This is a genomic window from Oxalobacter paraformigenes, from assembly GCF_000158475.2.
GTDB lineage: Bacteria > Pseudomonadota > Gammaproteobacteria > Burkholderiales > Burkholderiaceae_D > Oxalobacter > Oxalobacter paraformigenes.
The window spans coordinates 254,524-279,772 of sequence record NZ_KI392030.1 but is presented as its reverse complement, the minus strand read 5'-3'; the positions used below and the strand labels follow the sequence as shown (position 1 = coordinate 279,772).

Below are 25,249 nucleotides of genomic sequence, written 5' to 3'. Positions count from 1 at the left end.
GAAAACCTGTTTTTGTAAAACACATGCATACCCGATCTTCCCGCTGGATTGAACGGAGCCTGAAAAGCGTCTGGCATCCCTGTACCCAAATGCAACATCATGAAACGCTTCCACTGGTTGCGTTAAAGCAAGGCAAGGGCGTCTGGCTGTACGATCAGGATCGCAACCGTTATTTCGACGCCATCAGCTCATGGTGGACCAATCTGTTCGGACATGCCAACCCTTTCATCAGCAAAGCGGTGAAAGATCAGCTGGACAAGCTGGAACATGGCATGCTGGCTGGCTGTACGCATGAGCCTGTCGTCGAACTCTCCGAACGATTATCTGCATTGACCGGGAATGCCCTCGGGCATTGCTTTTATGCGTCAGACGGCGCATCAGCGATTGAAATCGCACTGAAAATGAGTTTTCACTACTGGAAAAACAGCGGACAACCCCAAAAACAGGAATTCGTCTGTCTTGAAAACAGTTATCACGGTGAAACTATTGGCGCGCTTTCTGTCACGGACGTCACGCTCTTCCGGGATTCCTATGCTCCCCTGATCCGTAATTCCCACATTGTCGCGTCACCCGACAACCGCCAAGCCAAGGATGGCCAGACCGGAACGGATATCGCCCGTGAAGCGGCAGACAAACTGGAAACCCTGCTACAGGAAAAAGCCGGCACGATTGCTGCTGTCATTGTCGAACCGCTTGTCCAATGCGCTGCCGGGTTCGTCATGTACTCTCCGGAATACCTGAAACGGATCCGTGAATTGTGCAAGCACTATCACGTTCATCTGATCGCCGACGAGATTGCCGTCGGCTTCGGCAGAACAGGCACTTTCTTCGCTTGTGAACAGGCCGGAATCTGGCCGGACTTCTTGTGCCTTTCCAAAGGTATTACCGGAGGATATCTGCCCCTTTCCGCGGTCATGACAACGGACACCGTATTCAATGCTTTTTACGACCGGGACATCACCCGGGGTTTTCTTCATTCGCATTCCTATACAGGCAACCCGCTGGCCTGTCGCGCCGCCCTGGCCAGCCTCGACCTGTTCCGACTTCACAACGTCATTTCCCAAAATCGGGGCATTTCGAAAAAGCTGGATAAAGCACTCGACCCCTTGAAGACCCATCCCAAAGTCCGGCATTTCAGGAACTGCGGAATGATCTGGGCATTCGACGCTGTCATGCCTGCCGAAAAAGAAGTCGCTTTCCCGCGCCGTTTTTTCGAGACCGCCTTAAAACATGAATTGCTGGTGCGCCCGATCGGCAATACGGTCTATCTGATGCCTCCCTACATTCTGAACGATACGGATATTGCGCTTCTGGCTGACAAAACGAAAGCGGTGTTTGAAGAGGTTATTGAAGAATGAACCCCTTGTCCTATTTCATTACAGGCACGGACACCGAAATCGGGAAAACCACGGTTTCCTGCGCTCTCATCCGTGCACTGGCAAAAAAAGGGCTGCATGTGGCGCCGATGAAACCGGTAGCAGCGGGCGCTTCCGAAATCGGCGGCCAGTGGCATAACGAAGATGTCGATGCGCTTATCGCCGCTTCCAACACGGAATTGCCGCTATCATTGATAGCCCCCTACCTTTTAAAGACGCCGATCGCACCTCACCTGGCGGCATTGCTGGATCAGCGACCGATCGAGCTGCTCCATATCCTGTCCTGCTACAACGAAATCCGCCGTCAGGCCGATGCTGTCATCGTCGAGGGTGTAGGCGGTTTTTGCGTCCCGTTCACCGACAGTACTTCCAGCGCCGATCTCGCTGTACAATTGAATCTTCCCGTCATTCTGGTCGTCGGACTGAAACTTGGCTGCATCAATCATGCATTGCTGACTGCCGAGGCAATTCGTGCACGTGGCCTGAACCTGGCTGGCTGGATCGCAAACCGGATAGAGCCACACATGCCTTTTGCCGATGACAATATCCGCACACTCGAAACCTGGCTGAATACACCGCTACTGGGAACGATGCCTTATCTTGAATCATTCTCGGAAGCGGATGCCTATCTCGATTTGAGCAAACTGCCGGGCTGTCCCTTCTAAAACCGATTGTACTGAAAGAAAATTACATGTCACAACCCATTACTTTTTATCCTTCTGCCACCCCGACAACCGTTTCCCCACCGGAAACCTGGCCGGTGAAAGACATTCTGGCATTGTACGAATTGCCGTTTCACGAACTGATGTTTCGCGCACAGGAAATCCATCGCGCCCATTTTCCGGAGGGCGATGTTGAACTGGCTACCCTGATATCGCTGAAAACAGGAGCCTGCACCGAAGACTGCGGATATTGTTCACAATCCATTCATCACAACACGGATGTCACTCCCAGCAAAATGCTCAGTCTGGACACAGTCGTTGCCGCAGCCCGCAAAGCCAGGGAAAACGGCGCCACCCGTTTTTGCATGGGCGCATCAGGACGTTCTCCCAATGACCGGGATTTTGAAAAATATCTCCAGATCGTCCGTGCCGTGAAATCACTTGGTCTTGAAACCTGTATGACACTGGGCATGCTGAAGGAAGAGCAGGCGGAAAAACTGAAAGAAGCCGGTCTCGATTATTACAATCACAATCTGGATACAGCGCCGAGTCATTACACCCATATTATTTCGACACGAACCTATCAGGACAGGCTGGATACGCTCGGGCGCGTCCGCAAAGCGGGTATCAAGGTCTGTTGCGGCGGCATTATCGGCATGGGCGAATCGCGTCAGCAACGAGCCGAACTGATTTCCCAGCTTGCCAACCTGAATCCCTACCCGGAAGCGGTACCGATCAATCACCTTGTCCCGATCGAAGGCACGCCATTACAGGATGTGAAACCGCTCGATCCGCTGGAATTTGTCAGAACGATCGCCGTCACAAGAATCGTCATGCCGGAAGCGAGAGTCCGTATGTCTGCAGGACGTCACGAACTGGGGGAAGCCATTCAGGCCTTGTGTTTTCTTGCCGGCGCCAATTCCATATTTTATGGCGAAAAACTGCTGACAACGGACAATTCGGAAGCGAACGAGGATCGCGCCCTGCTGGCCAAACTGGGCCTGAAAACCCATGAATCGACTGAAGTGAAAGCAAGAATGCCCGGTTTGGAGGAACACGACCATGCGCATTCTGTATTATAACGAAGGTGAAAATCCTGCCGAATGGCTGCCGAAACTGGCTGCCGCCTTGCCCGAGGCCGATATCCGCTTATGGCGTGAAGGCGACAGCGATCCGGCGGACTATGCACTGGTCTGGCACCCTCCCGAAGCGCTGTTCCGGAACAGAACGGGGCTAAAAGCCATTTTCAACCTTGCTGCAGGAGTCGATTCCCTGTTGTCCTTAAGCCATGTCATTCCGGCCGGGGTTCCTATTTTTCGCCTGGAAGATGCGGGCATGGCCATTCAGATGGCTGAATACGTTACGCACTCCGTACTCCGGTACTTCCGCCGTTTTGACGAATACGACAGGCAGGCAAGAAACGGAATCTGGGAAACGCTGGAACCTTACCAACGTGAAGACTTTACCGTCGGCATCATGGGCATGGGAATCATGGGAACCGCTGTCGCACAAGCGCTCAAGCCATTCGGATTCCCCATCCGGGGCTGGAGCCGTCACAAAAAGATCATGACTGATGTTGACGGCTATTTCGGCAGGGACCAGCTGTCGGCGTTTCTCAAAAACGTCAGGATACTGGTATGCCTTTTACCGCTCACGGCCGAAACGACAGGCATCCTCAATCTGGACCTCTTCCGCCAGCTTCAACGAGGCGCCTATCTGATCAATGCGGGGCGAGGTGCCCATCTGATTGACAACGATCTGCTGGATGCCTTAAAAAGCGGAATGCTCCGGGCAGCCACTCTCGATGTCACCAGCAAGGAACCGCTTCCACACGATCATCCTTTCTGGAACAACGACAACATTACAATTACGCCCCATATCGGGGCATTGACAATCTGTCGTGAAACGGTGGAACAGGTCGCCAGTTACGTCCACGCATTTGAAAGAGGCGAAACGCTGACTTCCGAAGTCAATCGTCAAAAAGGATACTGAAAAACGGTTTTGTCATAAAAAACCGGCTGCATGTTGCATGCAGCCGATCGCCAATGGAACCCCGCCTGTGCCGCTATGTCGGCATCTTGAACCGAAGGTTCAAGGTGGTCACGGTAAGTCGGACTTCGGGTTCATCGAACGAGCGATGCGCACGCCCATCCAACAAAATTCCGCAACCTGTGCTCAGAAATGGTTCAAAGAATATATGACAATCACGAACACCGCAGGGTAGTTTCAGTCTACCTCAATAAGAACTTCTGTCAACCACTTTATTCCGGAAATTTGCACCGTGTCAGAAAAGATCTTCCTGGGGGATCAGCGCTTGATCCAGCACATTGTTCATGGCATCCATTTTCTGCTTGATTTCCGCCATAGTCATTTCGGACAAAGGGCCATTCGGCGATTTCGTTGACAATAATTCCGCCGCGATAGCCAGTGACGCCATTACCGCGATCCTGTCATTTCCCCGTATTTTTCCGGCGTCGCGGATGGCGCACATTTTCCCATCGAGATAGGCAACGGCTTCCCTTAATTTCTTTTCTTCTTCTTCCCTGCATGCCAGCCGATAAGATTGCCCCATAATGGTCACATCAATCTGTATCATTTAACGGCCTCCTCTTCGCTAGCCGCTACTGGCAACGTCTGTATCAGGGAAGATACCCGCTGGCGGGCACTTTCCATCCGCTCTGCCAGTTGCTGGTTTTCCAGTTTCAATTCCGTGTTCTTCAATCTCAAATCGGCATTTTCTCTTCTCAAGGCATGAGTTAAGCTAGCCAATTGACTGATTTTTTCCGACAATAAGTCAAATTCTGAAATCATTTTCAAATGTCGCAGTAGAAATTAAGGTTGTCAAACCGGTAAAAAACGACTGGTTGCACGATAACGTTCTCTTGTGTACCATTTTTACCCCAAATTCTAACTCTGCACGGATATTACTCAGAAATATTTTGTTCAATCCGAATAATATGTCGTTAATCACGAGCGCCGAAGCTGGAATTTTTCATTTCACCCGATAACTCATAACCGTGTCAAACTCATCCATGAACATTCCCGTCATTACCATTGATGGCCCTACCGCTTCGGGAAAAGGCACCGTAGCGCAAATACTTGCCGGGAAACTTCACTTTCACTATCTCGATTCCGGTGCATTGTATCGCCTGACGGCTCTATCCGTAATGCGATCCGGTATAAATCCGGATGATACCGGTCAAATCGCTTCGATTGCATCTAGTTTACCCTGCCATTTCGAAAAACAGCGGATTTTTCTGGAAAAAGAAGAGGTAACCGACGCTATCCGTACTGAAGCCATCGGAAACATGGCCTCAAAAATCGCTGCTTTTCCTGTCGTGCGACGCGCCCTGATCAATTTGCAGACCGGATTCCGGAAAGCGCCCGGTCTGGTTGCGGATGGCCGCGATATGGGTACTGTCGTTTTTCCCGACGCCGAGCTTAAAATTTTTTTGACCGCCAGCGTGGACGTCCGTGCTGAAAGAAGATATAAGCAGTTGTTGGAAAAAGGAATTTCTGATAACATGGATAGTCTGCGAAGAGATTTGATCGAACGAGACCGTCGGGATACAGAACGCAAGGAAGCGCCGCTTGTTCCGGCTGTGGATGCTGTGACCCTCGATTCATCCGTCATGAGTATAGATGAAACCGTTGAACGCATTTTCCGTTTGTTCGTTCAGAAAAGTAATAATTGCAGTTAAGATCGTACCGGTCTTTTTTGGCCCCGTCCAAGGTGCAAGGCCTTTTCGGGTATTCATAAAACCTAACCCGGCTTTATTCTCTCTGAGATAACCGGTTTTTCACAATTAATATATGCCTACTGTTGCATCCACCCAAGATTCCGGAATGGAAAGTTTTGCCGCTTTATTTGAAGAATCGCTTGTACGTCACGATATGCGTTCCGGCGAAGTCATTTCAGCCGAAGTCGTTCGTATCGACCATAATTTCGTCGTCGTCAATGCCGGCCTGAAATCCGAGTCCTTTATTCCTATCGACGAGTTTAAAAACGATGTCGGCGAACTGGAAGTCAATGTCGGAGATTACGTCTCCGTCGCTATCGAATCGCTTGAAAACGGTTATGGCGACACCATCCTGTCACGTGACAAAGCCAAACGTCTGGCCTCCTGGCTGGCGCTTGAAAAAGCCATGGAATCGGGTGAAATCGTTACCGGTACCGTTAACGGAAAAGTCAAGGGCGGTCTGACCGTTCTGACCAACGGCATCCGTGCTTTCCTGCCGGGTTCCCTGGTCGATACCCGTCCTGTCAAGGACACCACGCCTTATGAAGGCAAAACCCTGGAATTCAAGGTCATCAAACTGGACCGCAAACGCAACAACGTTGTGCTGTCCCGTCGCGCTGTCGTTGAAGCGTCCATGGGAGAAGAACGCCAGAAACTGATGGAAACCCTGAAAGAAGGCACCATCGTAAACGGCGTCGTCAAGAACATTACCGACTACGGCGCTTTCATTGACCTGGGCGGTATCGACGGCCTGCTGCATATTACCGATCTCGCATGGCGTCGCGTCCGCCATCCGTCCGAAATGCTGACAGTCGGTCAGGAAATCACCGCCAAGGTCCTGAAATACGATCAGGAAAAAAACCGGGTTTCCCTGGGCGTCAAACAGCTGGGGGACGATCCCTGGACTGGTCTTTCCCGTCGTTATCCGCAAGGCACCCGCCTGTTCGGCAAGGTAACCAACCTGACCGATTACGGTGCTTTCGTCGAAGTCGAACAAGGTATTGAAGGTCTGGTACACGTTTCCGAAATGGACTGGACCAACAAGAACGTCGCACCGAACAAGGTTGTCAAGCTGGGCGATGAAGTCGAAGTCATGGTTCTGGAAATTGATGAAGAACGCCGTCGCATCAGCCTGGGCATGAAACAGTGCAAGCCGAACCCGTGGGAGGAATTTGCCGAAACCCACAAGAAAGGCGACAAAGTCAGCGGCGCTATCAAGTCCATCACCGACTTCGGCGTATTCATTGGCTTGCCGGGCAATATCGACGGTCTGGTTCATCTCTCCGATCTGTCCTGGACAGAACCGGGCGAAACAGCCGTTCACAATTTCAAGAAAGGCGACGAACTGGAAGCGGTCGTTCTGGCAATCGATGTCGAACGCGAACGCGTTTCGCTGGGCGTCAAACAGCTGGAAGGCGATCCCTTCAATAACTATATCGCCATGAATGACAAAGGTACTGTCGTATCCGGCACTGTCAAATCGGTTGAACCGAAAGGCGCTGTCATTCAGCTGAATGACGATGTCGAAGGTTATTTGCGCGCATCGGAAATTTCGCGCGACCGTGTTGAAGATGCCGGCACCCATTTGAAAGTTGGCGACAAGCTCGACGTCATGATCATCAATATTGATCGCAAATCCCGTACTCTTCAACTGTCGATCAAGGCAAAAGACCAGATGGAAACCCAGGAAGCCATGCAAAAAATCCAGAACGATTCCAGTGCTGCTTCCGGCATGACCAGTCTGGGCGCTTTGCTGAAAGCGAAATTCGACAACAAGCAATAATCAAGAGTGCGAGATGACCAAATCCGAATTGATCGTTTCTTTGGCGAACAGCTATCCTCAATTGCTGGCTAAAGACGCCGAATTGACAGTAAAAACCATACTGGACGCCATGGCCGACGCTTTGGCCGACGGTCAGCGTATCGAAATTCGCGGTTTTGGCAGTTTTGCATTGAGCGTTCGTCCTCCACGAATCGGCCGCAATCCCCGTTCCGGGGAAAAAGTGATGGTAGAAGAAAAACGGGTGCCTCACTTCAAACCCGGAAAGGAATTGCGCCAGCGGGTCGACACAGCGGCGAAATCGGACTGATTGTCTTGCGTCCATTAAGCTTCCTGGTGAAAAAGGGCATCTTCGGATGCCCTTTTTCACGTACAATCATCAATTTCCCCCAAACTGACCCGGCTTGCCGTTTCCATTACAAGGACAGGATTATGAAATGGTTGTCTCGTATAATAGCACTGGTTCTTTTCATCTTTTTTTTCGTGCTTGCGCTGAAAAATACACAGGAAACCGCTTTATACTTTTTTTGGGGTTATGAGCTTCGAGGTCCACTAGTCCTGATCGTGTTGTGCTTCTTTATTGCAGGTTGTATTCTGGGTCTGCTGGCAATGATGCCCATGATTTTCCGGAACCGGCGCGATCTGACACGACAAAGAAAAAAAATCGAGGAAATGGAACTGGCCAAAGAAACGTCGAAAAAAACGGGGGCACCTTCGACTCAGGCGGCTTCCGGTACAAACATTGACTAGTTAATTTTAGAAACTTTATGGAATTCGAAATCTGGTGGTTGCTGAGCATTCCCCTGTTTTTCGGGCTTGGCTGGATAGCGGCACGTATCGATATCAAGCAACTGTTATCCGAATCGCGCAGTCTGCCGAAAGGTTATTTCAAAGGCCTGAACTTTCTGCTGAACGAACAGCCCGACAAGGCGATTGACGCTTTTATCGAAATTGTCAAACTGGATCCGGAAACGGCCGATCTGCATTTTGCGCTGGGCAATCTGTTCCGGCGCCGCGGTGAAACAGAACGTGCCATCCGTATGCACCAGAATCTGCTGCTGCGTCCCGATCTGCCGCCTGAACAGCGCATGCAGGCCCAGTATGAACTGGGTCAGGATTTCCTGAAAGCCGGTCTGCTCGACCGCGCAGAAGAAGTTTTTCAGGAATTGACCGAAACGCCTTATTCCATTCAGGCGCGCCGCGCCCTGCTGGAAATCTTCCAGCGTGAAAAAGAATGGGAACAAGCCATTGACGCGGCAAAAGCATTGCAAAATTCGGGAACCGGAAGCCGGAACAAACAGATTGCCCAGTTTTACTGTGAATTGGCGGAAGACGAACTCGTCAATACGCATCCGGAAAAAGCCCTTCCCTTACTGGAAACCGCCATTTCAATCGACCGCATGAGTGTGCGCGCTACTATCCTGACGGGAGATGCCCTGATGGCCCTGGGAAAACCTGAAGAGGCATTGACCGCCTGGAGGCGGGTTGAAAAACAAAGCATGCCGCATACCGTTCTTGCCGCACAACGCCTGATGGAAGGATATCAGGCAGTTGAACGCCCTCAGGAAGGTATCAGTCTTTTGAAGTCTTATCTGGCGGAAACCGCGTCAATTGACCTGCTCGAAGTCCTCTTCAAGGCCGTTTTAAAACACGATGGCGTTGAGGCGGCCAATACACTGGTGCATGACGAACTGAGAAGGACGCCGACACTGCTCGGGCTGGACAAACTGCTCGAAGCGCAGTTGCTTGTCGTCCCGCCGGAAATCCGGCAGGATCTTTCCTTTGTCCGCAATCTGGTACAACGATACGCTTCCAAACTGTCGCGCTATCAGTGCGATCATTGCGGTTTTGAAGCACGCCAGTTTTACTGGCAATGCCCCGGCTGCCATCAGTGGGAAACCTACCCCCCCAAACGGGTGGAAGAAATGAAGCTGTCGGCATAATATCTTCATGGCAGCCTCTCACCGTTTGCGAACCGACCTCATGTGTACATTGACTTATCATGGACAAGATTAATGCTAAAAACCCCCGCATTCTGATTGCAGGGGATATCATGCTCGACCGTTACTGGTTCGGGGAAGTCAACCGGATTTCACCGGAAGCGCCCGTCCCTGTCGTTCTGATAGGCAGGCATGAAGAACGGCTCGGTGGCGCTGCCAATGTCGCCAGAAATGTGGCCGCTCTGGGAAACGCTTGCAGTCTTTTGGGAATTGTCGGAAAAGATGAGGCTGGATTGACTGTGGAAAAAATGCTCAGGCAGTCAGGAATTGCCCCTTATCTTCATTCATCCACCGAGGTCTCCACCACTGTCAAACTCCGGGTAATCGGACGGCAACAGCAGCTTTTGCGTCTGGATTTTGAAAAAAAACCGACTCATGAAGTACTGGAAGACAAATTGCGGCAATACCGTTCTCTTCTGGCAACGCACGATATTGTTGTATTGTCGGATTATGGGAAAGGTGCACTGGATCATGTCGCCAGCCTGATTGCAGAAGCAAAAAAAGCCGGGAAAACCACCCTGATCGACCCGAAAGGCGACGATTTTTCAAAATACAAGGGCGCAACCCTTCTGACGCCGAACAAATCTGAATTGCGTGAAGTTGTCGGAAGCTGGAAAGATGAAGCCGAACTGACGGCCAAGGCGCAAGCATTGCGCAAAACGCTCGATCTGGACTATCTGTTGCTCACGCGTTCTGAAGAAGGGATGTCCTTATACGGTGCCGACGAGGTTCTTCACATCCCGACCGTAGCGCGTGAGGTTTTCGATGTATCAGGCGCAGGAGATACGGTTATTGCCACGCTCGCCGCCATGATCGGTTCGGGAAAGACTGTTGCCGAAGCGGTGCATGTTGCCAACCGCGCCGCGGGCATTGTCGTCGGCAAACTCGGCACAGCCACCGTTACGTCGGAAGAACTGTTTCCTTCTTAAATCAGGAAACGTGCTCCAGCTTGGCAATGCTCAAATCCAGCAATTTCATGCCCTGACGCCCGAAATTGATGTTGGCGCGAACAGCTGTTCCCTGTCCTTCGAGACTGACAATCACCCCTTCGCCGAATTTCTTGTGAAAAACGGTTTCCCCAATCCGCCATTCGCTGTTTCTGCCAAATGACGCGGGAGTCTGTTTTTCAACAGCAAACGACTTGTCGAACTGCGCGACAGGTTCACGCTTCCTTTGCGGGATGCCAGAATACATTGACTGTTTTCGGGGAGTCAGCCATTTCAGATTCCTGTCGGGCAATTCACTGAAAAACCGGGAAGAGAGGTTATAGCGCATCTGGCCATGCAGCATCCGTGTTTGTGCGTAACTGAGATAAAGCCGCTTTTTCGCGCGCGTAATGGCCACATACATCAGACGTCTTTCTTCTTCAAGGCCATCTTCTTCCCGGGCACTGTTTTCGTGAGGGAACAGTCCTTCTTCCAGACCCGTTATGAAAACCGCATCGAATTCAAGCCCTTTGGCAGAATGCACTGTCATGAGCTGCAATGCATCCTGCCCTTCATCTGCCTGATTTTCCCCGGCTTCAAGTGAGGCATGCGTCAAAAACGCGGCTAGCGGTGACATAATCATCGGAAGAGGAATATCCGCCCCAATAACGCTATCGACTGCCAGCAAAGGATTGCCGGCATTGAGGCCATCTGTCATTTTTTCTGTTAAAAGAGCCGGCGCCTCCAGAGAAAACCCTTCTTCTGACAAAAAGAGTGTCGCGGCTGAAACCAGCTGTTCAAGGTTTTCGATCCGGTCCGCACCTTCCTTTTCAGACTGATAATGCAAAAGAAGACCGCTTTTCTCCAGCGTGGTTTGTATCAGTGAAGGCAAATTCATTTCTTTCACTTCGGCCCGGATAGTCTGGATAATGCGCACAAACGAAGCAAGTGCCGTCCCCGCTTTGCCGGAAACATAGGGAATGGCTCCATAAAGCGAAACATCATGTATCCGCGACATTTCCTGTAATTGTTCGACTGTTCTTGCGCCTATGCCACGCGCCGGAAAATTGACCACTCTCAAAAAGGCGGCATTGTTGTCCGGATTGTCGATCAGTTGAAGATAAGCGATGGCGTGTTTGATTTCGGCCCGCTCGAAAAAACGCAGGCCGCCATAAACCCGATAAGGAATACCGGCACTGAAAAGACCGTGCTCAATGACCCGCGACTGGGCATTGGAACGATAAAGGACAGCGATTTCGCTTCTTGACATGCCATCCCCTATCAAATGATTGACTTCATCCAGTATCCACTGGACTTCATTCAGGTCAGACGGGGCTTCGCATACCCTGATCGGTTCGCCCTCTCCTGCATCGGTATGAAGATTCTTGCCCAGGCGGTGCGTATTGTGCGCAATCAGGGTATTGGCCGCTTCCAGTATATTGCCATGCGAACGGTAATTCTGTTCAAGCCTGATCAGATTCTGGACGTTGAAATCATGCTGGAAAGAAAGCATATTGCCGACATTGGCGCCCCGGAAAGCGTAAATGCTCTGATCGTCATCACCCACTGCGAAGATGGCAGTATTGTTTCCTGCCATCAGTTTCAGCCACTTGTATTGCAGATTGTTCGTATCCTGAAATTCATCGACCAGAATATGGCGAAACCGCTCCTGGTAGTGCTCCCGCAAAACCGGGTTCTTTTCCAGAAGCTCGCAACTGCGCAACAGTAATTCTCCGAAATCGACAACACCTTCACGCTGGCACTGTTCTTCGTACAGGCCATACAATTCGACCATTTTTCGCTCATAGTCGTCCTGCGCCTCGATGACAGACGCCCGGAAACCTCTTTCTTTCGCGCCATTGATGAAATACATCAGATTTCGTGGCGGAAATTTCTCATCATCGATATTGTTCGTTTTGAGCAGCCGCTTGATCGTCGAGAGCTGATCCTGCGTATCCAGAATATTGAATGCCTGAGGCAACGCAGCTTCCCGGTAATGTAACCTCAGCAAGCGATTGCAAAGGCCGTGAAAAGTACCGATCCACAAGCCCCGGGTATTGGCCGGAAACAGTGTGGAAAGACGCGACATCATTTCCTTTGCGGCCTTGTTGGTAAAGGTCACGGCCATGATTCCGGAAGTGGAAACCTGCCCGGTTTTCAAAAGCCAGGCAATACGGGTCGTCAAAACCCGGGTTTTTCCCGACCCCGCGCCGGCGAGAATCAGGGCGGACTGGGACGGCAGGGTAACGGCGGCAAGCTGTTCAGGATTGAGATTTTCTAGCATGTTGTCCATTTCGATATTATCCCGTAAATAGTTGTGGAATGCTTGCCGTTTTCAACCAAAACGCCGGCCAGATCATCACCGGTTTCTTCGGAAATGGCAGAATACCGGCGAACCCTTATTCAGATCGTTATTTGGAGGGTATGATACAGTTTCCAAAATTTTTAACACAAGGCAGGCAATCCCGACCGCTCTAACCGCTTTTATCTGAATCATGCTTCCATACGACGAATTGTTCGGTTTGACATCCAGCTCGCTCGCCTTCATGAAATGGCTGGGAATAGCGTGGCTCGTTTACATCGTCTGTCTTTCAATCTGGATCATCCTGCAGAAACGCGCTCCCGTCTCCACCCTGAGCTGGATATTCGCACTGGCCTTTATTCCCTACGGCGGATTCATCATTTATCACTTTTTTGGCCCCCAGAAACTGAAACGCCAGCAATTCAGGCGCTTGCTGTCGAAAACCGCCTTGAAAGAACATTCCGACTTCCTGCAATTGCGCAATCATATTCTGGCAACCAGTACTCATCCTGTGGAACTGATGCAACTGGCCAACATGATTCGCAATACCACCGGTTTTCCGCTGACAACCGCCAAATCGCTGCGTTTGCTTGTGGATGGAGAACAGACATTCACGACCATACTGGAAGCGATTTCCAACGCGACGCATCACGTTCATCTCGAATATTACATTTTCGATCCGGACGAAATCGGTACCGCCTTGCGCAACCTGTTAATCGCCAAGGCTAAAGAAGGCGTCCATGTCCGATTGCTGGTGGACGGCATCGGCTCGTCTGCACTGAAAAAAGCGTTTTTTCTGCCCCTGATCCGTGCAGGCGCCGAATTTGCCTTTTTCCACAAACCGCATATTACGCAGCTCATCAAACCACTCGTCAACCTGCGGAATCACCGGAAGATCGTTATATGCGATGGCCTGGTCGGCTTCACAGGTGGTCTGAACATTACCGATCAGGAAGATGAACGGGTGCATGAATATGCCTATCATGACACTCATCTGGAACTGACAGGCAATGCCGTTCACTGGCTGCAACTGGTTTTTATGGAAGACTGGGTGTATGCCAGCAAAGTGAAAGATATTCCCGATCTGGCAGAATATTTTCCCATTCAATCCTCTGGCCCTTATCCAGTCCAGGTCATTCCGTCGGGCCCGGATAATGAGTGGGAAATCATTCATCGCATTTATCTGACGATGATCCAGAATGCGCGAAGACGCATATGGCTGACGACACCTTATTTCGTCCCGACGGAAGCGACACTGTTCGCTTTGACTTCCGCTGCCTTGCGTGGAGTCGATGTGCGCTTATTGGTACCGAAAATAAGCGATTCCCGACTGGTCACGGCAGCGGCACGTTCCTATTTTGACGAACTCATCCGGGCAGGCGTCAAAATATGGGAATACAGCGGCCGAATGCTGCATTCCAAAACCATCGTGGTAGACCACCATTACAGCCTGATCGGCACGGCCAATTTCGATTCGCGCAGTTTCCGTCTGAATTTTGAAGTTTGCGTTGCCGCATATGGCCCCAGACTGGCCGAAATGCTTTCGAACCAGTTCGATTGCGACCTGCTCTGCGCAGAACGCGTCCCGGAAAACCGGCCCATCCCTTTCCCCCAGAAAATGTTTGAAGCTACCGCGCGTCTTTTTTCACCCTTGCTGTAAAAAAACCCGGCTTCAATAGAAACCGGGTTATCAAAACCATCCGTTGAACAAGTTTATATTTATTTGAATAGCTGTGCGAATCCGCGAGCTGCCGCTTCCGGATCATCCTGAAAATAGACGCCACTGACAACCGCGACCATATCCGCTCCCAGTTCGACAAGCGGTATAGCATTTTCAACGCTCATCCCACCGATGACACACACCGGCATACTTGGTGTTTCCTTTTTCCAGTCTGAAACGATATTTTGCGGAGTCGTCACGGGGTACTTTTTTACACGGGACGGATAGAATCCTCCAAAAGCGACATAGCTTGCCCCGTCACGAGTTGCCTTGCGCGCCAGTTCCAGATCGCCGTAACAGGAAGCGCCGACGATCTTGTCCGGGCCGACTGCAGCCCGAACCTTTTTGACAGGTACGTCCATTCCGCCGACATGAATACCGTCTGTATCCAGTTCCAGACACAGATCAACATAATCGTTGATGATGAACGGTTTTTCGTAACGACGGCATAAATCCCGCAATGCCCTGGCCTGCTCAAGAAGCAATTCCGGACCAGCCGTTTTATGCCGGTACTGAACGATTTGCGCTCCACCTGTCAAGGCCTTTTCGGTTACCTCAACCATTTTGGCCGTATCGTCCCAGTCGGGGGTGACTATATAAAGACCTTTCATCAAATTCCTCTATTCCTGTTTCTATATGTTTTCCAGAATCCGGCCAAGACACCAGAGCCATGATTTCAGCAAGCCTGTCTGCCCGGGATTTTCTGTCCTTTTGCAATGGAAAAAGCCTTTTCCAATGCGGCTTGACACCAGACCTGTCCCTTTTCCAGCGCTTTCTCCATCAAAAGCCCCTGCGCCAGATAAGCGGCGATGGCCGAGGCAAGCGTACATCCCGTTCCGTGAAATTCTCCGGGCAACCTCCGCCATTTCCATTGCTTCATCCCATCTGCGCCAAACCACTGATTAAAGACCGAATCGGCGTCTTCGCCATGTCCGCCTTTGATCAGCACATTGGCAGCGCCCTGTGCCATCAGATACTCCGCCTGTTTCCTTGTATCCTTCGCCAAAGGACACAGACGTTTCGCTTCCGGCAAATTGGGAGTAACCAGTGTCGCCATACCAATCAATGGAGAAAGAGCATACTCCGGTGTGCCATCCGCCAGAGCAAACCCGTGGCCGCTTCCAAGAACGGTATCCAGAACAACCGGCAAGCCGGGCTGTTTCCGTCTCAGCTCTGAAATCACTTCGCCGATAGCAACGGCATTATCCCGATTTCCGACAATTCCCACCTTGACCGCAGAAACCGGAATTTTCCCTGCCAATACCTGAGCCTGACGGGAAATGATGGCAGCATCAACCGGATTGACGGCATAAACCCTGTCATTGTCCTGAACGGTAAGCGCGGTAACAACCGGCAACGCGTGCGCGCCGACAGCGCCAATTGCCTCAATATCGGCAGAAATACCCGCACCGCCACTGGGATCGAGCCCTGAAAAAACCAGCACACAATGTCGGCTCTTTTCTTTCATGTTTCCAGTCATTCCTGACAGTTCCAAATCCTTGCCACTTCAGTGTTCCGGACAGGTGGATTATGCAGCCCACAGAACCGCATAACCCGATATGCCGCTCAGGCGATACGACCAGCCATCGGCGAAGATGGCGAAGCGGCAAATTTTCTGGGAATGCGTCCGGCAAGGAACGCTTCCCGTCCGGCTTCGACTGCCAGCTTCATGGCACGGGCCATACGGATGGGATCTTTAGCGCCGGCAATTGCCGTATTCATCAGAATGCCGTCGCAACCCAGTTCCATGGCAATAGCCGCATCCGATGCGGTACCGACGCCAGCATCGACAATGACCGGAACGCTCGACTGTTCGATGATCAGCGACAGATTCCAGGGATTCAGGATGCCCATCCCGGAACCGATCAGCGATGCCAGAGGCATGATGGCGGCACAGCCGATATCTTCCAGCATTTTGGCCTGAACAGGATCGTCACTGCAGTAAACCATCACATCGAAACCGTCCTTCACCAGTATCTCGGCTGCTTTCAGCGTTTCGGGCATATTCGGGAACAGGGTTTTTTCATTGCCCAGAACCTCAAGCTTGACCAGTTTGTGGCCATTCAGCAATTCCCGCGCCAGTTGAAGGGTATAAACGGCATCTTCGGCGTTATAACAGCCGGCCGTATTCGGCAAAATGGTATATTTCGTCGGCGGAACGACATCCAGAAGACTCGGCGCATTCGGATCCTGTCCGATGTTCACGCGCCGGATGGCTACCGTGATGATTTCGGCGCCACTGGCCTCCGTCGCTTCACGGGTCTGTTCCAGATCGCGATACTTGCCGCTTCCTACCAGCAAACGTGACCGATACGTTTTTCCTGCAATCGTAAGACCCTGTTCCTGCTTGTTCATTGTTTTTCCTTATTTCCGGTTTCAACAATCCGGCAAAGTTCCCCTGAACCTTGCTGCTCTCTGCCCCTGAGATCTGTCAGCCCCCGCCAATCGCACGCACCAGTTCTACCTGATCGGCCGGCTGCAATACATATTCCGGCCACTTCTGACGCGTCACAACTTTCCGGTTGACGGCAACTGCCAAAGCCCGGTTCGGCAGTTGCAACGAGCTGATCAGGTCGTGCAAGGTAAGCCCGTCTTCCACCTGACGGGATTCTCCGTTCAATCTGATCTCGATACTCATGATTATTGTTTGTGATAAATTTCAGAACCTGTCTTGATGAACTCGACAGAGCGTTCTTCCATCCCTTCCTTTAATGCCTGCACTTCGGAAATGCCCTTTTTGGCCGCATAGTCGCGAACTTCCTGCGTAATTTTCATCGAGCAGAACTTCGGTCCGCACATGGAACAGAAGTGCGCGACCTTGGCGGAATCTTTCGGCAGAGTATCGTCATGGAACTGGCGCGCCCTGTCCGGATCCAGCCCGATATTGAACTGGTCTTCCCAGCGGAATTCGAAACGTGCCTTGGACATGGCATTGTCGCGGATCTGCGCGCCCGGATGCCCCTTGGCCAGATCGGCTGCATGCGCGGCCAGCTTGTAAACAATGATGCCTTCTTTTACATCGTCCTTGTTCGGCAAACCAAGATGTTCTTTCGGCGTGACGTAACAAAGCATCGCGGTACCGTACCAGCCAATCATGGCAGCACCCATGGCTGAAGTGATATGGTCATATCCGGGAGCGATATCCGTTACCAACGGCCCAAGCGTATAGAAAGGCGCTTCATGGCACTGTTCCAGCTGGATATCCATGTTTTCCTTGATCATATGCATCGGAACGTGGCCGGGCCCTTCGATCAGAACTTGAACGCCGTGTTTCCAGGCGATTTCAGTCAACTCACCCAACACGGCCAGTTCACCCAGCTGCGCTTCGTCGTTTGCATCGTAAATCGAACCCGGCCGCAAACCGTCGCCCAGCGAGACAGCCACATCGTACTGCGCCAGAATTTCGCAGATTTCTTCAAAATGGGTATACAGGAAACTTTCCGTATGGTGCGCGAGACACCATTTTGCAATGATGGAACCACCACGGGAAACGATCCCTGTCATGCGTTCGGCAGTTGTCGGCACATGCCGAAGCAGAAGACCGGCATGAATCGTGAAATAATCCACACCCTGTTCCGCCTGTTCAATCAGGGTGTCACGGTAAACTTCCCAGGTCAGATTCTCGGCAACGCCATCGACCTTTTCAAGGGCCTGATACATCGGAACGGTACCGATCGGCACCGGTGAATTACGCACAATCCATTCACGGGTTTCATGGATATGCTTGCCCGTTGAAAGATCCATCACATTGTCGCCGCCCCAGCGAATCGCCCAGGTCATTTTCTCGACTTCTTCCGCGATACCGGACGAAAGCGCCGAATTACCGATATTAGCATTGATTTTAACCAGGAAATTACGGCCGATAATCATCGGTTCGACTTCCGGATGGTTGATATTGGCCGGAATGATCGCTCTTCCGCGAGCGATTTCATCACGAACGAATTCCGGTGTGATTTCGGCAGGAATACTGGCGCCAAACGATTGGCCCGGATGCTGGCGCATCATCATTTTTGCCATTTTCTCGCCTGTCGGGCCAGCTGCTTTCAGACTTTCAAGGTATTCCTTGCGGCGCAGATTTTCACGAATAGCCACAAATTCCATTTCCGGAGTGACAATACCCCGTCTGGCATATTCCATCTGCGTGATTTTCGCGCCTTTCTTGGCACGGCGCGGCTTGCGGGTCAGATTGAAACGCAGTTCATCCAGACTCGGGTCATTCAGGCGTTCACGACCATAGGCTGACGTCGGACCATCCAGTTCTTCCGTATCGTCCCTTTCCAGTATCCAGGGAGTGCGAATCGGCGGAAGACCGGAACGGATATCGATTTTGGCATCCGGATCGGTGTAAGGACCGGAAGTATCGTAAACATAAATCGGAGGATTCTTTTCCGAACCGAACATGACTGGCGTATCGGAGAGGGTGATCTCTCTCATCGGAACACGGATATCAGGACGCGAACCCTGAACGTAGATTTTTCGTGAATTCGGAAAAGGTTGAACCGCTGCTTCATCGACTTTGGCAGTAGCGGACAAGAATTTTGGATTGGCGTTCATATCGATTCCTTAAGCATTTACTCCATTAAACCAGCTCAAGGAACCTCAAGATAAGACTGCGGCTATCGCATGCACACTTTTCGCTTCCCTTCGCTGGCATTACCCAGATCAGGTTCAGAGGGTGTATCTCGCCCGGCCCGTCGGCCAGAACCCCTAGCATTCTGATAAATTTTACTACATTCGGGAATTATAACGTCATCTTTCGAGGTCGCTCCCGTCGTCGTCCATTATAATAAACGCTTTATTGAATTTTAGCAAAACTTACACCAGATCATGGAATTAGCCAAGTCTTTCGAACCCGCCGAAATTGAAAAACACTGGCGGGAAGAATGGGAGAAACGCGGATACTTTCGCGCTTCCCTGGATGAAAACAAATCGTCTTTCGCCATTCAGCTTCCCCCCCCCAATGTCACAGGCACCCTGCATATGGGACACGCTTTCAACCAGACGATCATGGACGGGCTGGTCCGATACCATCGCATGCGCGGCTTCAATACCGCCTGGATTCCGGGAACCGATCACGCCGGCATTGCCACCCAGATTGTCGTCGAACGCCAGCTTGATGCCCAGAACATTTCCCGCCATGATCTCGGCCGTGAAAAATTCCTTGAAAAAGTCTGGGAATGGAAGGAAAAGTCAGGATCGACCATTACAGGCCAGATGCGCCGCATGGGAACCTCTCCCGATTGGGATCGCGAATATTTCACGATGGATAAAACCCGCTCGGGCACCGTTGCCGACGTTTTTGTCCGTCTTTACGAAGAAGGACTGATATACAGGGGAAAACGACTGGTCAACTGGGATCCGGTTCTTGGAACGGCCGTTTCCGACCTTGAAGTGGTATCCGAAGAAGAAAACGGATCAATGTGGCATATCCGCTATCCTTTCGCAGATGGCTCCGGTTCGCTTACTGTCGCCACCACGCGTCCTGAAACCATGTTGGGTGACGTCGCGGTTGCTGTCAATCCGGAAGACGAACGCTACACCGGCCTGATCGGAAAAATGATCGAACTTCCTTTGACCGGCCGCCAGATTCCGGTTATCGCCGACGAATACGTCGATCGGGAATTCGGGACCGGTTGCGTCAAAATCACGCCTGCGCACGATTTCAACGACTATGCCGTCGGAGCCCGCCACGGTCTGGAACCGGTCAGCATCTTCACACTTGACGCAAAAATCAACGACAACGCTCCCGAAGCATATCGTGGACTCGACCGTTTCGCCGCGCGCAAGAAAATCGTGGCCGACCTGCAGGAGCAGGGATTGCTCGAATCGATCCAGCCGCACAAACTGATGGTTCCGCGTGGCGACAGAACCGGCGTCGTTATCGAACCGATGCTGACGGATCAATGGTTTGTCGCCATGAGCAAACCGGCGCCGGAAGGCACCTTTTTCCCCGGAAAATCCCTGGCGGAAGTCGCTCTGGAAAAAGTCCGGGATGGTGAAATCCGGTTCATGCCGGAAAACTGGACCAACACCTACAATCAATGGTTGAACAATATTCAGGACTGGTGCATTTCCCGCCAACTCTGGTGGGGCCACCAAATTCCGGCCTGGTACGATGAAGAAGGCAATATCTATGTTGCCCGGACAGAAGAAGAAGCACGCGCCAAGGCAGGAAACAAACCGATCCGTCGCGATCCGGACGTTCTGGACACCTGGTTCTCATCGGCTCTGGTTCCTTTCTCGACTGTCGGCTGGCCGGATGATACCCCGGAATACAGAATGTTTTTGCCGTCCACCGTTCTGGTCACCGGTTTCGACATTATTTTCTTCTGGGTCGCCCGCATGGTGATGATGACACTGCATTTCACGGGCAAGGTTCCTTTCCGGACTGTTTACGTGCACGGTCTCGTCCGGGATGCCAACGGCCAGAAAATGTCGAAATCCAAAGGCAATACCTTAAATCCAATTGACCTGATCGACGGTATCGACGTCGATTCACTGGTCAAGCAGAGAACATTTGGCCTGATGAATCCCAAACAGGCAGATTCCATTGCCAAAGCCACCCGAAAGGAATTCGGGAAAGGCATTCCGGCATTCGGTACCGATGCCTTGCGTTTCACCATGGCAAGCTATGCCTCTCTGGGACGGAATATCAACTTCGATCTGAACCGCTGCGAAGGTTACCGCAACTTCTGCAACAAGTTGTGGAACGCCACCCGCTTCGTCCTGATGAATACCGAAGGGGAAGATTGCGGGTTTGCCAGCAACGGCGAAATGGAATTTTCACTGGCCGATCGCTGGATCCGGTCCCAGTTCCAGCGTGCCGCATCGGAAGTGGAAAAAGGCTTTTCCGAATACCGTTTCGACAATATCGCTTCCGCTATTTATCGCTTCATCTGGGACGAATACTGTGACTGGTACGTCGAAATGGCGAAAGTCCAGATTCAGGAAGGCAACGACGCCCAAAAAAGAGCGACCCGCCATACGCTTCTGGCTGTTCTGGAAGCAGTCCTGCGCCTTGCCCATCCGGTCATCCCCTTCATTACCGAAGAACTCTGGCAAAAAGTCGCTCCGCTTGCAGGGAAAACCGTCACGGAAAACGATACCCTGATGCTTCAGGAATATCCGGTTCCTGATAACGCCAAAACAGACGAAGAAGCCGACAAATGGATGATGCAATGCAAAGCCCTGATCGATGCCTGCCGTAATCTGCGGGGCGAAATGCAGTTGTCGCCCGCAAAACGGGTTCCGCTTTTCATGGAATCGGCGCAACAAAATGAATATCCGCGCCTGAAATCTTTCACGCCTCATTTGAAAGCGCTGGGCAAACTTTCGGAAATCACCCTTCTTGAAACCTTGCCACAATCCCCCGCTCCCGTTTCCATTGTCGGCGACGTCAAACTCATGCTCAAAGTGGAAATCGATGTCGCTGCCGAGCGGGAACGGCTTTCCAGGGAAATCGCCAGACTGGAAGGAGAAATCGCCAGAATAACGGCAAAACTGTCTAACGAGAATTTCGTTTCAAAAGCGCCCGAGAAAGTGGTAGCAACCGAACGCGAGCGGCTGTCAGGCTTTTCATCAACGCTGGAAAAACTGACAGATCAGTTGTCGAAACTGGATTCGCTTTGATGGGATATCCCTTCAAGGGGTAAGCTCGACAGTCAGTCCGGAAAGGGGCAAACCGGAAACAGCCGTTTGCCACACTTCTCCGGGCTGTACCGGAAGTGGCCTTGTCCAAGAGCCGGTAGCGATAATGTCGCCCACCTGCAAGGGCGGGAAATCAGGCGTCTTTTTCAGCAGCCGGTGCAAAGCCAGCAATCCCTGTAGCGGATTGCTGTATGTTTCACTGCCAAAACCGGCCGTTCTGATAACATCGTTGCTGGACAACGATATACTTGCACATTTCGAAACGGCGTAAAGGCTTTTGCGGCTTCCTTCCGAAACGATTTTCGGTTCCCCGACCAGCAAGGCACCATGCATTCCGAAAGCCGCTATGGCATCGACAAGATTGCGCGATGAAGCCTGAAAGGGATAGTCGGTTATCTCCAGCCCATGCGCCATCCATTCGATACAGCTTGCCAATTCCTGAATACCGGCATTTTCCGGAGGCAATCGCCCCAGTCTGAAAACGATTTCCGTTTCGATACAAGGCGCCAGCATATTTCCCAGACTGAAATTTCCCTCACTGTTTTCCATGAAATGAACGGTGGAATCGTACAGCCAGGACCAGTAGGGAAGCGGTGTTTTCTGATGGTTTTCCGGGGATACATCCACCAGATAGTCGAATTTTCGTCCGACGATATTTTCCCCTTCCGCAGTCCGTATTTCCCCGATTTTCCGTGCTATTTCATAAGCGTCCCCAACAGCAAGCGGATACCGCGAGGAAAGGGAAGGCAGATATTCTGCCTTTTGGCGCGCTTGAATCAGTTGATGCGCATAACGATTGGCAAGACCGGTCATCAACATGGCAAGATCTCGGATAAAAGGATTCTTCAGACCAGAATCACTTTACGCAAGCTCACTCACCTGCCATTGCGCATTCTCATTTACGATGCGATTAAAAGTTCAAAACGACCCGCAAGAAACCGGAAAGCCGGCCGTTACAGCACTCTTCCGGCATAATCCCGTGCAAACTGCCAGGCCGTTCGTCCTGAGCGGGAGCCGCGATGCAAGGCCCACTGCAGGGCTTCTTCCCTTGCCTGTGCGATCTGGTCTTCCGAACAGCCGAACGACCTCAACCAGTGCGCGGTAATGAAGAGGTACTCTTCCTGATTGTAAGGATAAAAAGAAAGCCAGAGACCGAAACGGTCGGAAAAGGATATTTTTTCCTCAACCGTTTCACTCGGATGCAAATCGCCATTTTCGTTATGGGAATATCCCTCGTTGTCGGACATTTTCTCCGGGAGAAGATGCCTTCTGTTTGAAGTGGCATAAATAAGAATATTATCCGGCTGCGCCGCTACGCTCCCGTCCAGCGCCACTTTCAAGGCTTTGTAACTGCTGTCCCCTTCGTCAAACGACAGATCGTCGCAATAAAGGATGAAATATTCGGGACGTGAAGCGATCAGATCGGAAATTTCGTCAAGATCGACCAGATCGTTTTTATCAACTTCAATCAGGCGCAATCCCTTGTCGGAAAATTCATTCAGACAAGCCTTGACCAGCGACGACTTGCCTGTCCCTCTCGCGCCCGTCAGCAAAACATTATTCGCCGGTTTGCCTTGCAGAAACTGCCGCGTGTTCTGTTCCAAAAGCGCTTTCTGGCGTTCGACAAAAAACAGATCGGGTAGTGAAATGGGCGAAATATGTGCAATGGGCGACAAGACGCCACGACCGTTTTTCTTCCGCCAGCGAAAAGCGGATGTCGGCGAATTCCAGTCAATGACCGATGCCGCTTGCGCAGGCAACAAATTTTCGAGGCGCGTCATCAGCAATTCGGCACGCGCCAGAAAGTGTTCAAGCGTTGTCATCAGGAACGGTAATCAGCATTGATGGAAACATAGTCATGCGACAAATCGCATGTCCAGACCGTCGAGGAAGCGTTGCCGCGCGCCAGCGTGATCCGGACAAGAATTTCCTTTTTCTTCATGACACGCTGTCCGTCCTCTTCCAGGTAAGCAGGATTTCTTCCCCCGTTTTTGGCAACCCAAACGTCGTCCAGATACAGATTCAGCTTGTCAACGTCAAGGTCTTCAATGCCTGCATAACCGATAGCGGCCAGAATCCGTCCCAGATTCGGATCGGAAGCGAAAAAAGCCGTTTTGACCAATGGCGACTGGGCAACGGAATAGGCAATCTGGCGGCACTCTTCCTCAGACCGGCCTTCTTCCACAACAATAGTAATGAATTTCGAAGCTCCTTCTCCATCCCGGACGATTTTTTGTGAAAGTTCCTGCGCGAGACCGGTCACGGCATCCCGCATTTTCCGGTAATTGACGGATTGGGTATCGGTAATGCCGATATCGACTTTACCCGTAGCGATCAGAATCAACGAATCGTTCGTCGAGGTATCGCCGTCTACGGTAATACAATTGAATGACTTTTCGACAGCTGATCTCAGCATAGCGTCCAGAACATCCCGAGGAATCGCGGCATCGGTTGCCATGAATCCCAGCATGGTCGCCATGTTCGGTTTGATCATGCCCGAGCCCTTGCACATGCCGGTAATCGTGACGGTTTTCCCGTCTATCACAAGAGTACGCGATGCCGCTTTGGGAATCGTGTCTGTTGTCATGATGGCTTCGGCGGCATTCAGCCAGTTGTCTGCTTTCAGATCAGCGACAGCTACAGGAAGGCCAGCCAGAATTTTATCGACCGGCAGCGGTTCGAGAATGACGCCAGTTGAAAAAGGCAAGACCTGTTCCGGATTACATCCAAGCAATTTGGCCAGAGCGGCACTGGTTTCGACAGCGTCACGATATCCCGCCTCACCTGTCCCGGCATTGGCATTTCCGGTATTGACCATCAGGGCGCATATCTTTTTTCCCTCGGCATGCGTTTTTTCCAGATTGGACTTGCATATCTGCACAGGAGCAGCACAGAAACGGTTTTTGGTAAAAACGCCCGCAACTGTTGCCGACGGAGCCAGCCGCATTACCAGCAAATCTTTCCGATCCTCTTTTTTGATGTTTGCCTTGGCATAACCAAGATCAAGTCCCAAAACGGGTTTCAATTCCGAAGCCATCGGAACAGACAGATTGACAGCCATATTTATCTCATCAATACAGATTAGGGTTATTTTTC

Annotated in this window: 23 protein-coding genes, 1 other RNA gene and 1 riboswitch; of the genes, 12 read left to right on the top strand and 12 right to left on the bottom strand. The window is 51.5% G+C overall.

Annotated elements, in window-relative coordinates; genetic code table 11:
- Positions 1-23 precede the first annotated feature (23 nt).
- From bioA to OFAG_RS01275, 4 genes are read left to right on the top strand one after another with little or no spacing between them, the layout of a single operon-like run.
- Positions 24-1,358, top strand: coding sequence for an adenosylmethionine--8-amino-7-oxononanoate transaminase (gene bioA, locus OFAG_RS01290; protein WP_005878121.1), 1,335 nt, complete (start codon positions 24-26; stop codon positions 1,356-1,358).
- Positions 1,355-2,041 carry a dethiobiotin synthase gene (bioD, locus tag OFAG_RS01285; RefSeq protein WP_005878129.1) on the top strand — a complete coding sequence of 229 codons (687 nt, stop codon included), beginning with the start codon at positions 1,355-1,357 and terminating at the stop codon, positions 2,039-2,041. The genes bioA and bioD overlap by 4 nt, the downstream gene beginning before the upstream one ends.
- Positions 2,042-2,067: 26 nt before the next feature.
- Positions 2,068-3,120, top strand: coding sequence for a biotin synthase BioB (bioB, locus tag OFAG_RS01280; protein ID WP_005878131.1), 1,053 nt, complete (start codon positions 2,068-2,070; stop codon positions 3,118-3,120).
- On the top strand, positions 3,101-4,030 hold the full coding sequence (locus OFAG_RS01275; RefSeq protein ID WP_005878132.1) for a 2-hydroxyacid dehydrogenase: 930 nt from the start codon (positions 3,101-3,103) through the stop codon (positions 4,028-4,030). The genes bioB and OFAG_RS01275 overlap by 20 nt, the downstream gene beginning before the upstream one ends.
- A 54-nt stretch (positions 4,031-4,084) precedes the next feature.
- Here OFAG_RS01275 and ssrS read toward each other — a convergent pair.
- The 3 genes from ssrS to OFAG_RS01260 all read right to left on the bottom strand — a co-directional run bounded on the left by ssrS (position 4,085) and on the right by OFAG_RS01260 (position 4,807).
- Positions 4,085-4,263, bottom strand: a non-coding RNA gene (gene ssrS / locus OFAG_RS13175) — 6S RNA.
- 59 nt (positions 4,264-4,322) lie between these two features.
- The gene (locus OFAG_RS01265) at positions 4,323-4,634 is read right to left on the bottom strand and encodes a cell division protein ZapA (protein WP_005878133.1); all 312 of its coding nucleotides are present in this window, start codon (positions 4,632-4,634) and stop codon (positions 4,323-4,325) included.
- Positions 4,631-4,807, bottom strand: a complete 177-nt coding sequence (locus tag OFAG_RS01260; protein WP_335328965.1) for a DUF904 domain-containing protein — start codon at positions 4,805-4,807, stop codon at positions 4,631-4,633. Before OFAG_RS01260 ends, OFAG_RS01265 begins: the two co-directional genes overlap by 4 nt.
- A 263-nt stretch (positions 4,808-5,070) precedes the next feature.
- Between OFAG_RS01260 and cmk the strand changes: the two genes are divergently transcribed.
- The 6 genes from cmk (at position 5,071) to rfaE1 (ending at position 10,487) form a co-directional block, all read left to right on the top strand.
- Complete coding sequence (cmk, locus tag OFAG_RS01255) at positions 5,071-5,739, top strand: (d)CMP kinase (RefSeq protein WP_020994711.1); 669 nt, start codon at positions 5,071-5,073, stop codon at positions 5,737-5,739.
- 112 nt (positions 5,740-5,851) lie between these two features.
- A complete protein-coding gene (gene rpsA, locus OFAG_RS01250; RefSeq protein ID WP_005878136.1) occupies positions 5,852-7,561 on the top strand; it encodes a 30S ribosomal protein S1 in 1,710 nt (569 codons plus the stop codon).
- 13 nt (positions 7,562-7,574) lie between these two features.
- Complete coding sequence (locus tag OFAG_RS01245; protein WP_005878137.1) at positions 7,575-7,868, top strand: integration host factor subunit beta; 294 nt, start codon at positions 7,575-7,577, stop codon at positions 7,866-7,868.
- A gap of 122 nt (positions 7,869-7,990) precedes the next feature.
- A complete protein-coding gene (locus OFAG_RS01240) occupies positions 7,991-8,308 on the top strand; it encodes a LapA family protein (RefSeq protein ID WP_005878139.1) in 318 nt (105 codons plus the stop codon).
- A gap of 17 nt (positions 8,309-8,325) precedes the next feature.
- Positions 8,326-9,501 (top strand): lipopolysaccharide assembly protein LapB, encoded by a 1,176-nt coding sequence (gene lapB / locus OFAG_RS01235; RefSeq protein ID WP_005878141.1) that lies wholly within the window; start codon positions 8,326-8,328, stop codon positions 9,499-9,501.
- Positions 9,502-9,560: 59 nt separating this feature from the next.
- Positions 9,561-10,487, top strand: a complete 927-nt coding sequence (gene rfaE1, locus OFAG_RS01230; RefSeq protein WP_005878143.1) for a D-glycero-beta-D-manno-heptose-7-phosphate kinase — start codon at positions 9,561-9,563, stop codon at positions 10,485-10,487.
- Between the two features lies 1 nt (position 10,488).
- Here rfaE1 and OFAG_RS01225 read toward each other — a convergent pair whose 3' ends face one another.
- Positions 10,489-12,777, bottom strand: a complete 2,289-nt coding sequence (locus tag OFAG_RS01225; RefSeq protein ID WP_005878145.1) for a UvrD-helicase domain-containing protein — start codon at positions 12,775-12,777, stop codon at positions 10,489-10,491.
- A gap of 202 nt (positions 12,778-12,979) precedes the next feature.
- Between OFAG_RS01225 and cls the strand changes: the two genes are divergently transcribed.
- The gene (gene cls, locus OFAG_RS01220) at positions 12,980-14,446 is read left to right on the top strand and encodes a cardiolipin synthase (RefSeq protein WP_020994709.1); all 1,467 of its coding nucleotides are present in this window, start codon (positions 12,980-12,982) and stop codon (positions 14,444-14,446) included.
- A gap of 59 nt (positions 14,447-14,505) precedes the next feature.
- On the opposite strand, the gene thiE is transcribed toward cls, so the two are convergent.
- The 5 genes from thiE to thiC all read right to left on the bottom strand — a co-directional run bounded on the left by thiE (position 14,506) and on the right by thiC (position 19,060).
- Positions 14,506-15,117, bottom strand: coding sequence for a thiamine phosphate synthase (gene thiE / locus OFAG_RS01215; protein WP_005878149.1), 612 nt, complete (start codon positions 15,115-15,117; stop codon positions 14,506-14,508).
- A gap of 65 nt (positions 15,118-15,182) precedes the next feature.
- Positions 15,183-15,974, bottom strand: coding sequence for a bifunctional hydroxymethylpyrimidine kinase/phosphomethylpyrimidine kinase (gene thiD, locus OFAG_RS01210; RefSeq protein WP_187138763.1), 792 nt, complete (start codon positions 15,972-15,974; stop codon positions 15,183-15,185).
- Between the two features lie 98 nt (positions 15,975-16,072).
- Positions 16,073-16,861 (bottom strand): thiazole synthase, encoded by a 789-nt coding sequence (locus OFAG_RS01205; protein ID WP_005878153.1) that lies wholly within the window; start codon positions 16,859-16,861, stop codon positions 16,073-16,075.
- 76 nt (positions 16,862-16,937) lie between these two features.
- Positions 16,938-17,144 (bottom strand): sulfur carrier protein ThiS, encoded by a 207-nt coding sequence (thiS, locus tag OFAG_RS01200; RefSeq protein WP_005878156.1) that lies wholly within the window; start codon positions 17,142-17,144, stop codon positions 16,938-16,940.
- A 2-nt stretch (positions 17,145-17,146) separates the two neighbouring features.
- A complete protein-coding gene (gene thiC, locus OFAG_RS01195) occupies positions 17,147-19,060 on the bottom strand; it encodes a phosphomethylpyrimidine synthase ThiC (protein ID WP_005878158.1) in 1,914 nt (637 codons plus the stop codon).
- Between the two features lie 68 nt (positions 19,061-19,128).
- Positions 19,129-19,225: riboswitch (TPP riboswitch) on the bottom strand.
- Positions 19,226-19,333: 108 nt separating this feature from the next.
- Between thiC and OFAG_RS01190 the strand changes: the two genes are divergently transcribed.
- Positions 19,334-22,135 (top strand): valine--tRNA ligase, encoded by a 2,802-nt coding sequence (locus OFAG_RS01190; RefSeq protein ID WP_005878160.1) that lies wholly within the window; start codon positions 19,334-19,336, stop codon positions 22,133-22,135.
- A 12-nt stretch (positions 22,136-22,147) separates the two neighbouring features.
- Here OFAG_RS01190 and OFAG_RS01185 read toward each other — a convergent pair whose 3' ends face one another.
- From OFAG_RS01185 to argJ, 3 genes are all read right to left on the bottom strand, one after another.
- Positions 22,148-22,972, bottom strand: a complete 825-nt coding sequence (locus OFAG_RS01185) for a 2-keto-4-pentenoate hydratase (RefSeq protein WP_005878162.1) — start codon at positions 22,970-22,972, stop codon at positions 22,148-22,150.
- Positions 22,973-23,106: 134 nt separating this feature from the next.
- Entirely contained in the window at positions 23,107-23,976 is an 870-nt protein-coding gene (locus OFAG_RS01180; protein WP_020994707.1) for an ATP-binding protein, read from the bottom strand.
- Positions 23,976-25,214 carry a bifunctional glutamate N-acetyltransferase/amino-acid acetyltransferase ArgJ gene (argJ, locus tag OFAG_RS01175; protein WP_005878167.1) on the bottom strand — a complete coding sequence of 413 codons (1,239 nt, stop codon included), beginning with the start codon at positions 25,212-25,214 and terminating at the stop codon, positions 23,976-23,978. The genes OFAG_RS01180 and argJ overlap by 1 nt, the downstream gene beginning before the upstream one ends.
- Positions 25,215-25,249 lie beyond the last annotated feature (35 nt).

Bases quoted from the DNA above. Each gene is read 5' to 3' on its own strand.
- thiC (WP_005878158.1), bottom strand. From the start codon at position 19,060: ATGAACGCCAATCCAAAATTCTTGTCCGCTACTGCCAAAGTCGATGAA.
- cmk (WP_020994711.1), top strand. From the start codon at position 5,071: ATGAACATTCCCGTCATTACCATTGATGGCCCTACCGCTTCGGGAAAA.
- OFAG_RS01180 (WP_020994707.1), bottom strand. From the start codon at position 23,976: ATGACAACGCTTGAACACTTTCTGGCGCGTGCCGAATTGCTGATGACG.
- thiE (WP_005878149.1), bottom strand. From the start codon at position 15,117: ATGAAAGGTCTTTATATAGTCACCCCCGACTGGGACGATACGGCCAAA.
- lapB (WP_005878141.1), top strand. From the start codon at position 8,326: ATGGAATTCGAAATCTGGTGGTTGCTGAGCATTCCCCTGTTTTTCGGG.
- OFAG_RS01190 (WP_005878160.1), top strand. From the start codon at position 19,334: ATGGAATTAGCCAAGTCTTTCGAACCCGCCGAAATTGAAAAACACTGG.
- OFAG_RS01205 (WP_005878153.1), bottom strand. From the start codon at position 16,861: ATGAACAAGCAGGAACAGGGTCTTACGATTGCAGGAAAAACGTATCGG.
- bioB (WP_005878131.1), top strand. From the start codon at position 2,068: ATGTCACAACCCATTACTTTTTATCCTTCTGCCACCCCGACAACCGTT.
- rfaE1 (WP_005878143.1), top strand. From the start codon at position 9,561: ATGGACAAGATTAATGCTAAAAACCCCCGCATTCTGATTGCAGGGGAT.
- OFAG_RS01265 (WP_005878133.1), bottom strand. From the start codon at position 4,634: ATGATACAGATTGATGTGACCATTATGGGGCAATCTTATCGGCTGGCA.
- bioA (WP_005878121.1), top strand. From the start codon at position 24: ATGCATACCCGATCTTCCCGCTGGATTGAACGGAGCCTGAAAAGCGTC.
- OFAG_RS01225 (WP_005878145.1), bottom strand. From the start codon at position 12,777: ATGGACAACATGCTAGAAAATCTCAATCCTGAACAGCTTGCCGCCGTT.
- rpsA (WP_005878136.1), top strand. From the start codon at position 5,852: ATGCCTACTGTTGCATCCACCCAAGATTCCGGAATGGAAAGTTTTGCC.
- bioD (WP_005878129.1), top strand. From the start codon at position 1,355: ATGAACCCCTTGTCCTATTTCATTACAGGCACGGACACCGAAATCGGG.
- thiD (WP_187138763.1), bottom strand. From the start codon at position 15,974: ATGAAAGAAAAGAGCCGACATTGTGTGCTGGTTTTTTCAGGGCTCGAT.
- OFAG_RS01275 (WP_005878132.1), top strand. From the start codon at position 3,101: ATGCGCATTCTGTATTATAACGAAGGTGAAAATCCTGCCGAATGGCTG.
- OFAG_RS01245 (WP_005878137.1), top strand. From the start codon at position 7,575: ATGACCAAATCCGAATTGATCGTTTCTTTGGCGAACAGCTATCCTCAA.
- OFAG_RS01185 (WP_005878162.1), bottom strand. From the start codon at position 22,972: ATGTTGATGACCGGTCTTGCCAATCGTTATGCGCATCAACTGATTCAA.
- cls (WP_020994709.1), top strand. From the start codon at position 12,980: ATGCTTCCATACGACGAATTGTTCGGTTTGACATCCAGCTCGCTCGCC.
- argJ (WP_005878167.1), bottom strand. From the start codon at position 25,214: ATGGCTGTCAATCTGTCTGTTCCGATGGCTTCGGAATTGAAACCCGTT.
- thiS (WP_005878156.1), bottom strand. From the start codon at position 17,144: ATGAGTATCGAGATCAGATTGAACGGAGAATCCCGTCAGGTGGAAGAC.
- OFAG_RS01240 (WP_005878139.1), top strand. From the start codon at position 7,991: ATGAAATGGTTGTCTCGTATAATAGCACTGGTTCTTTTCATCTTTTTT.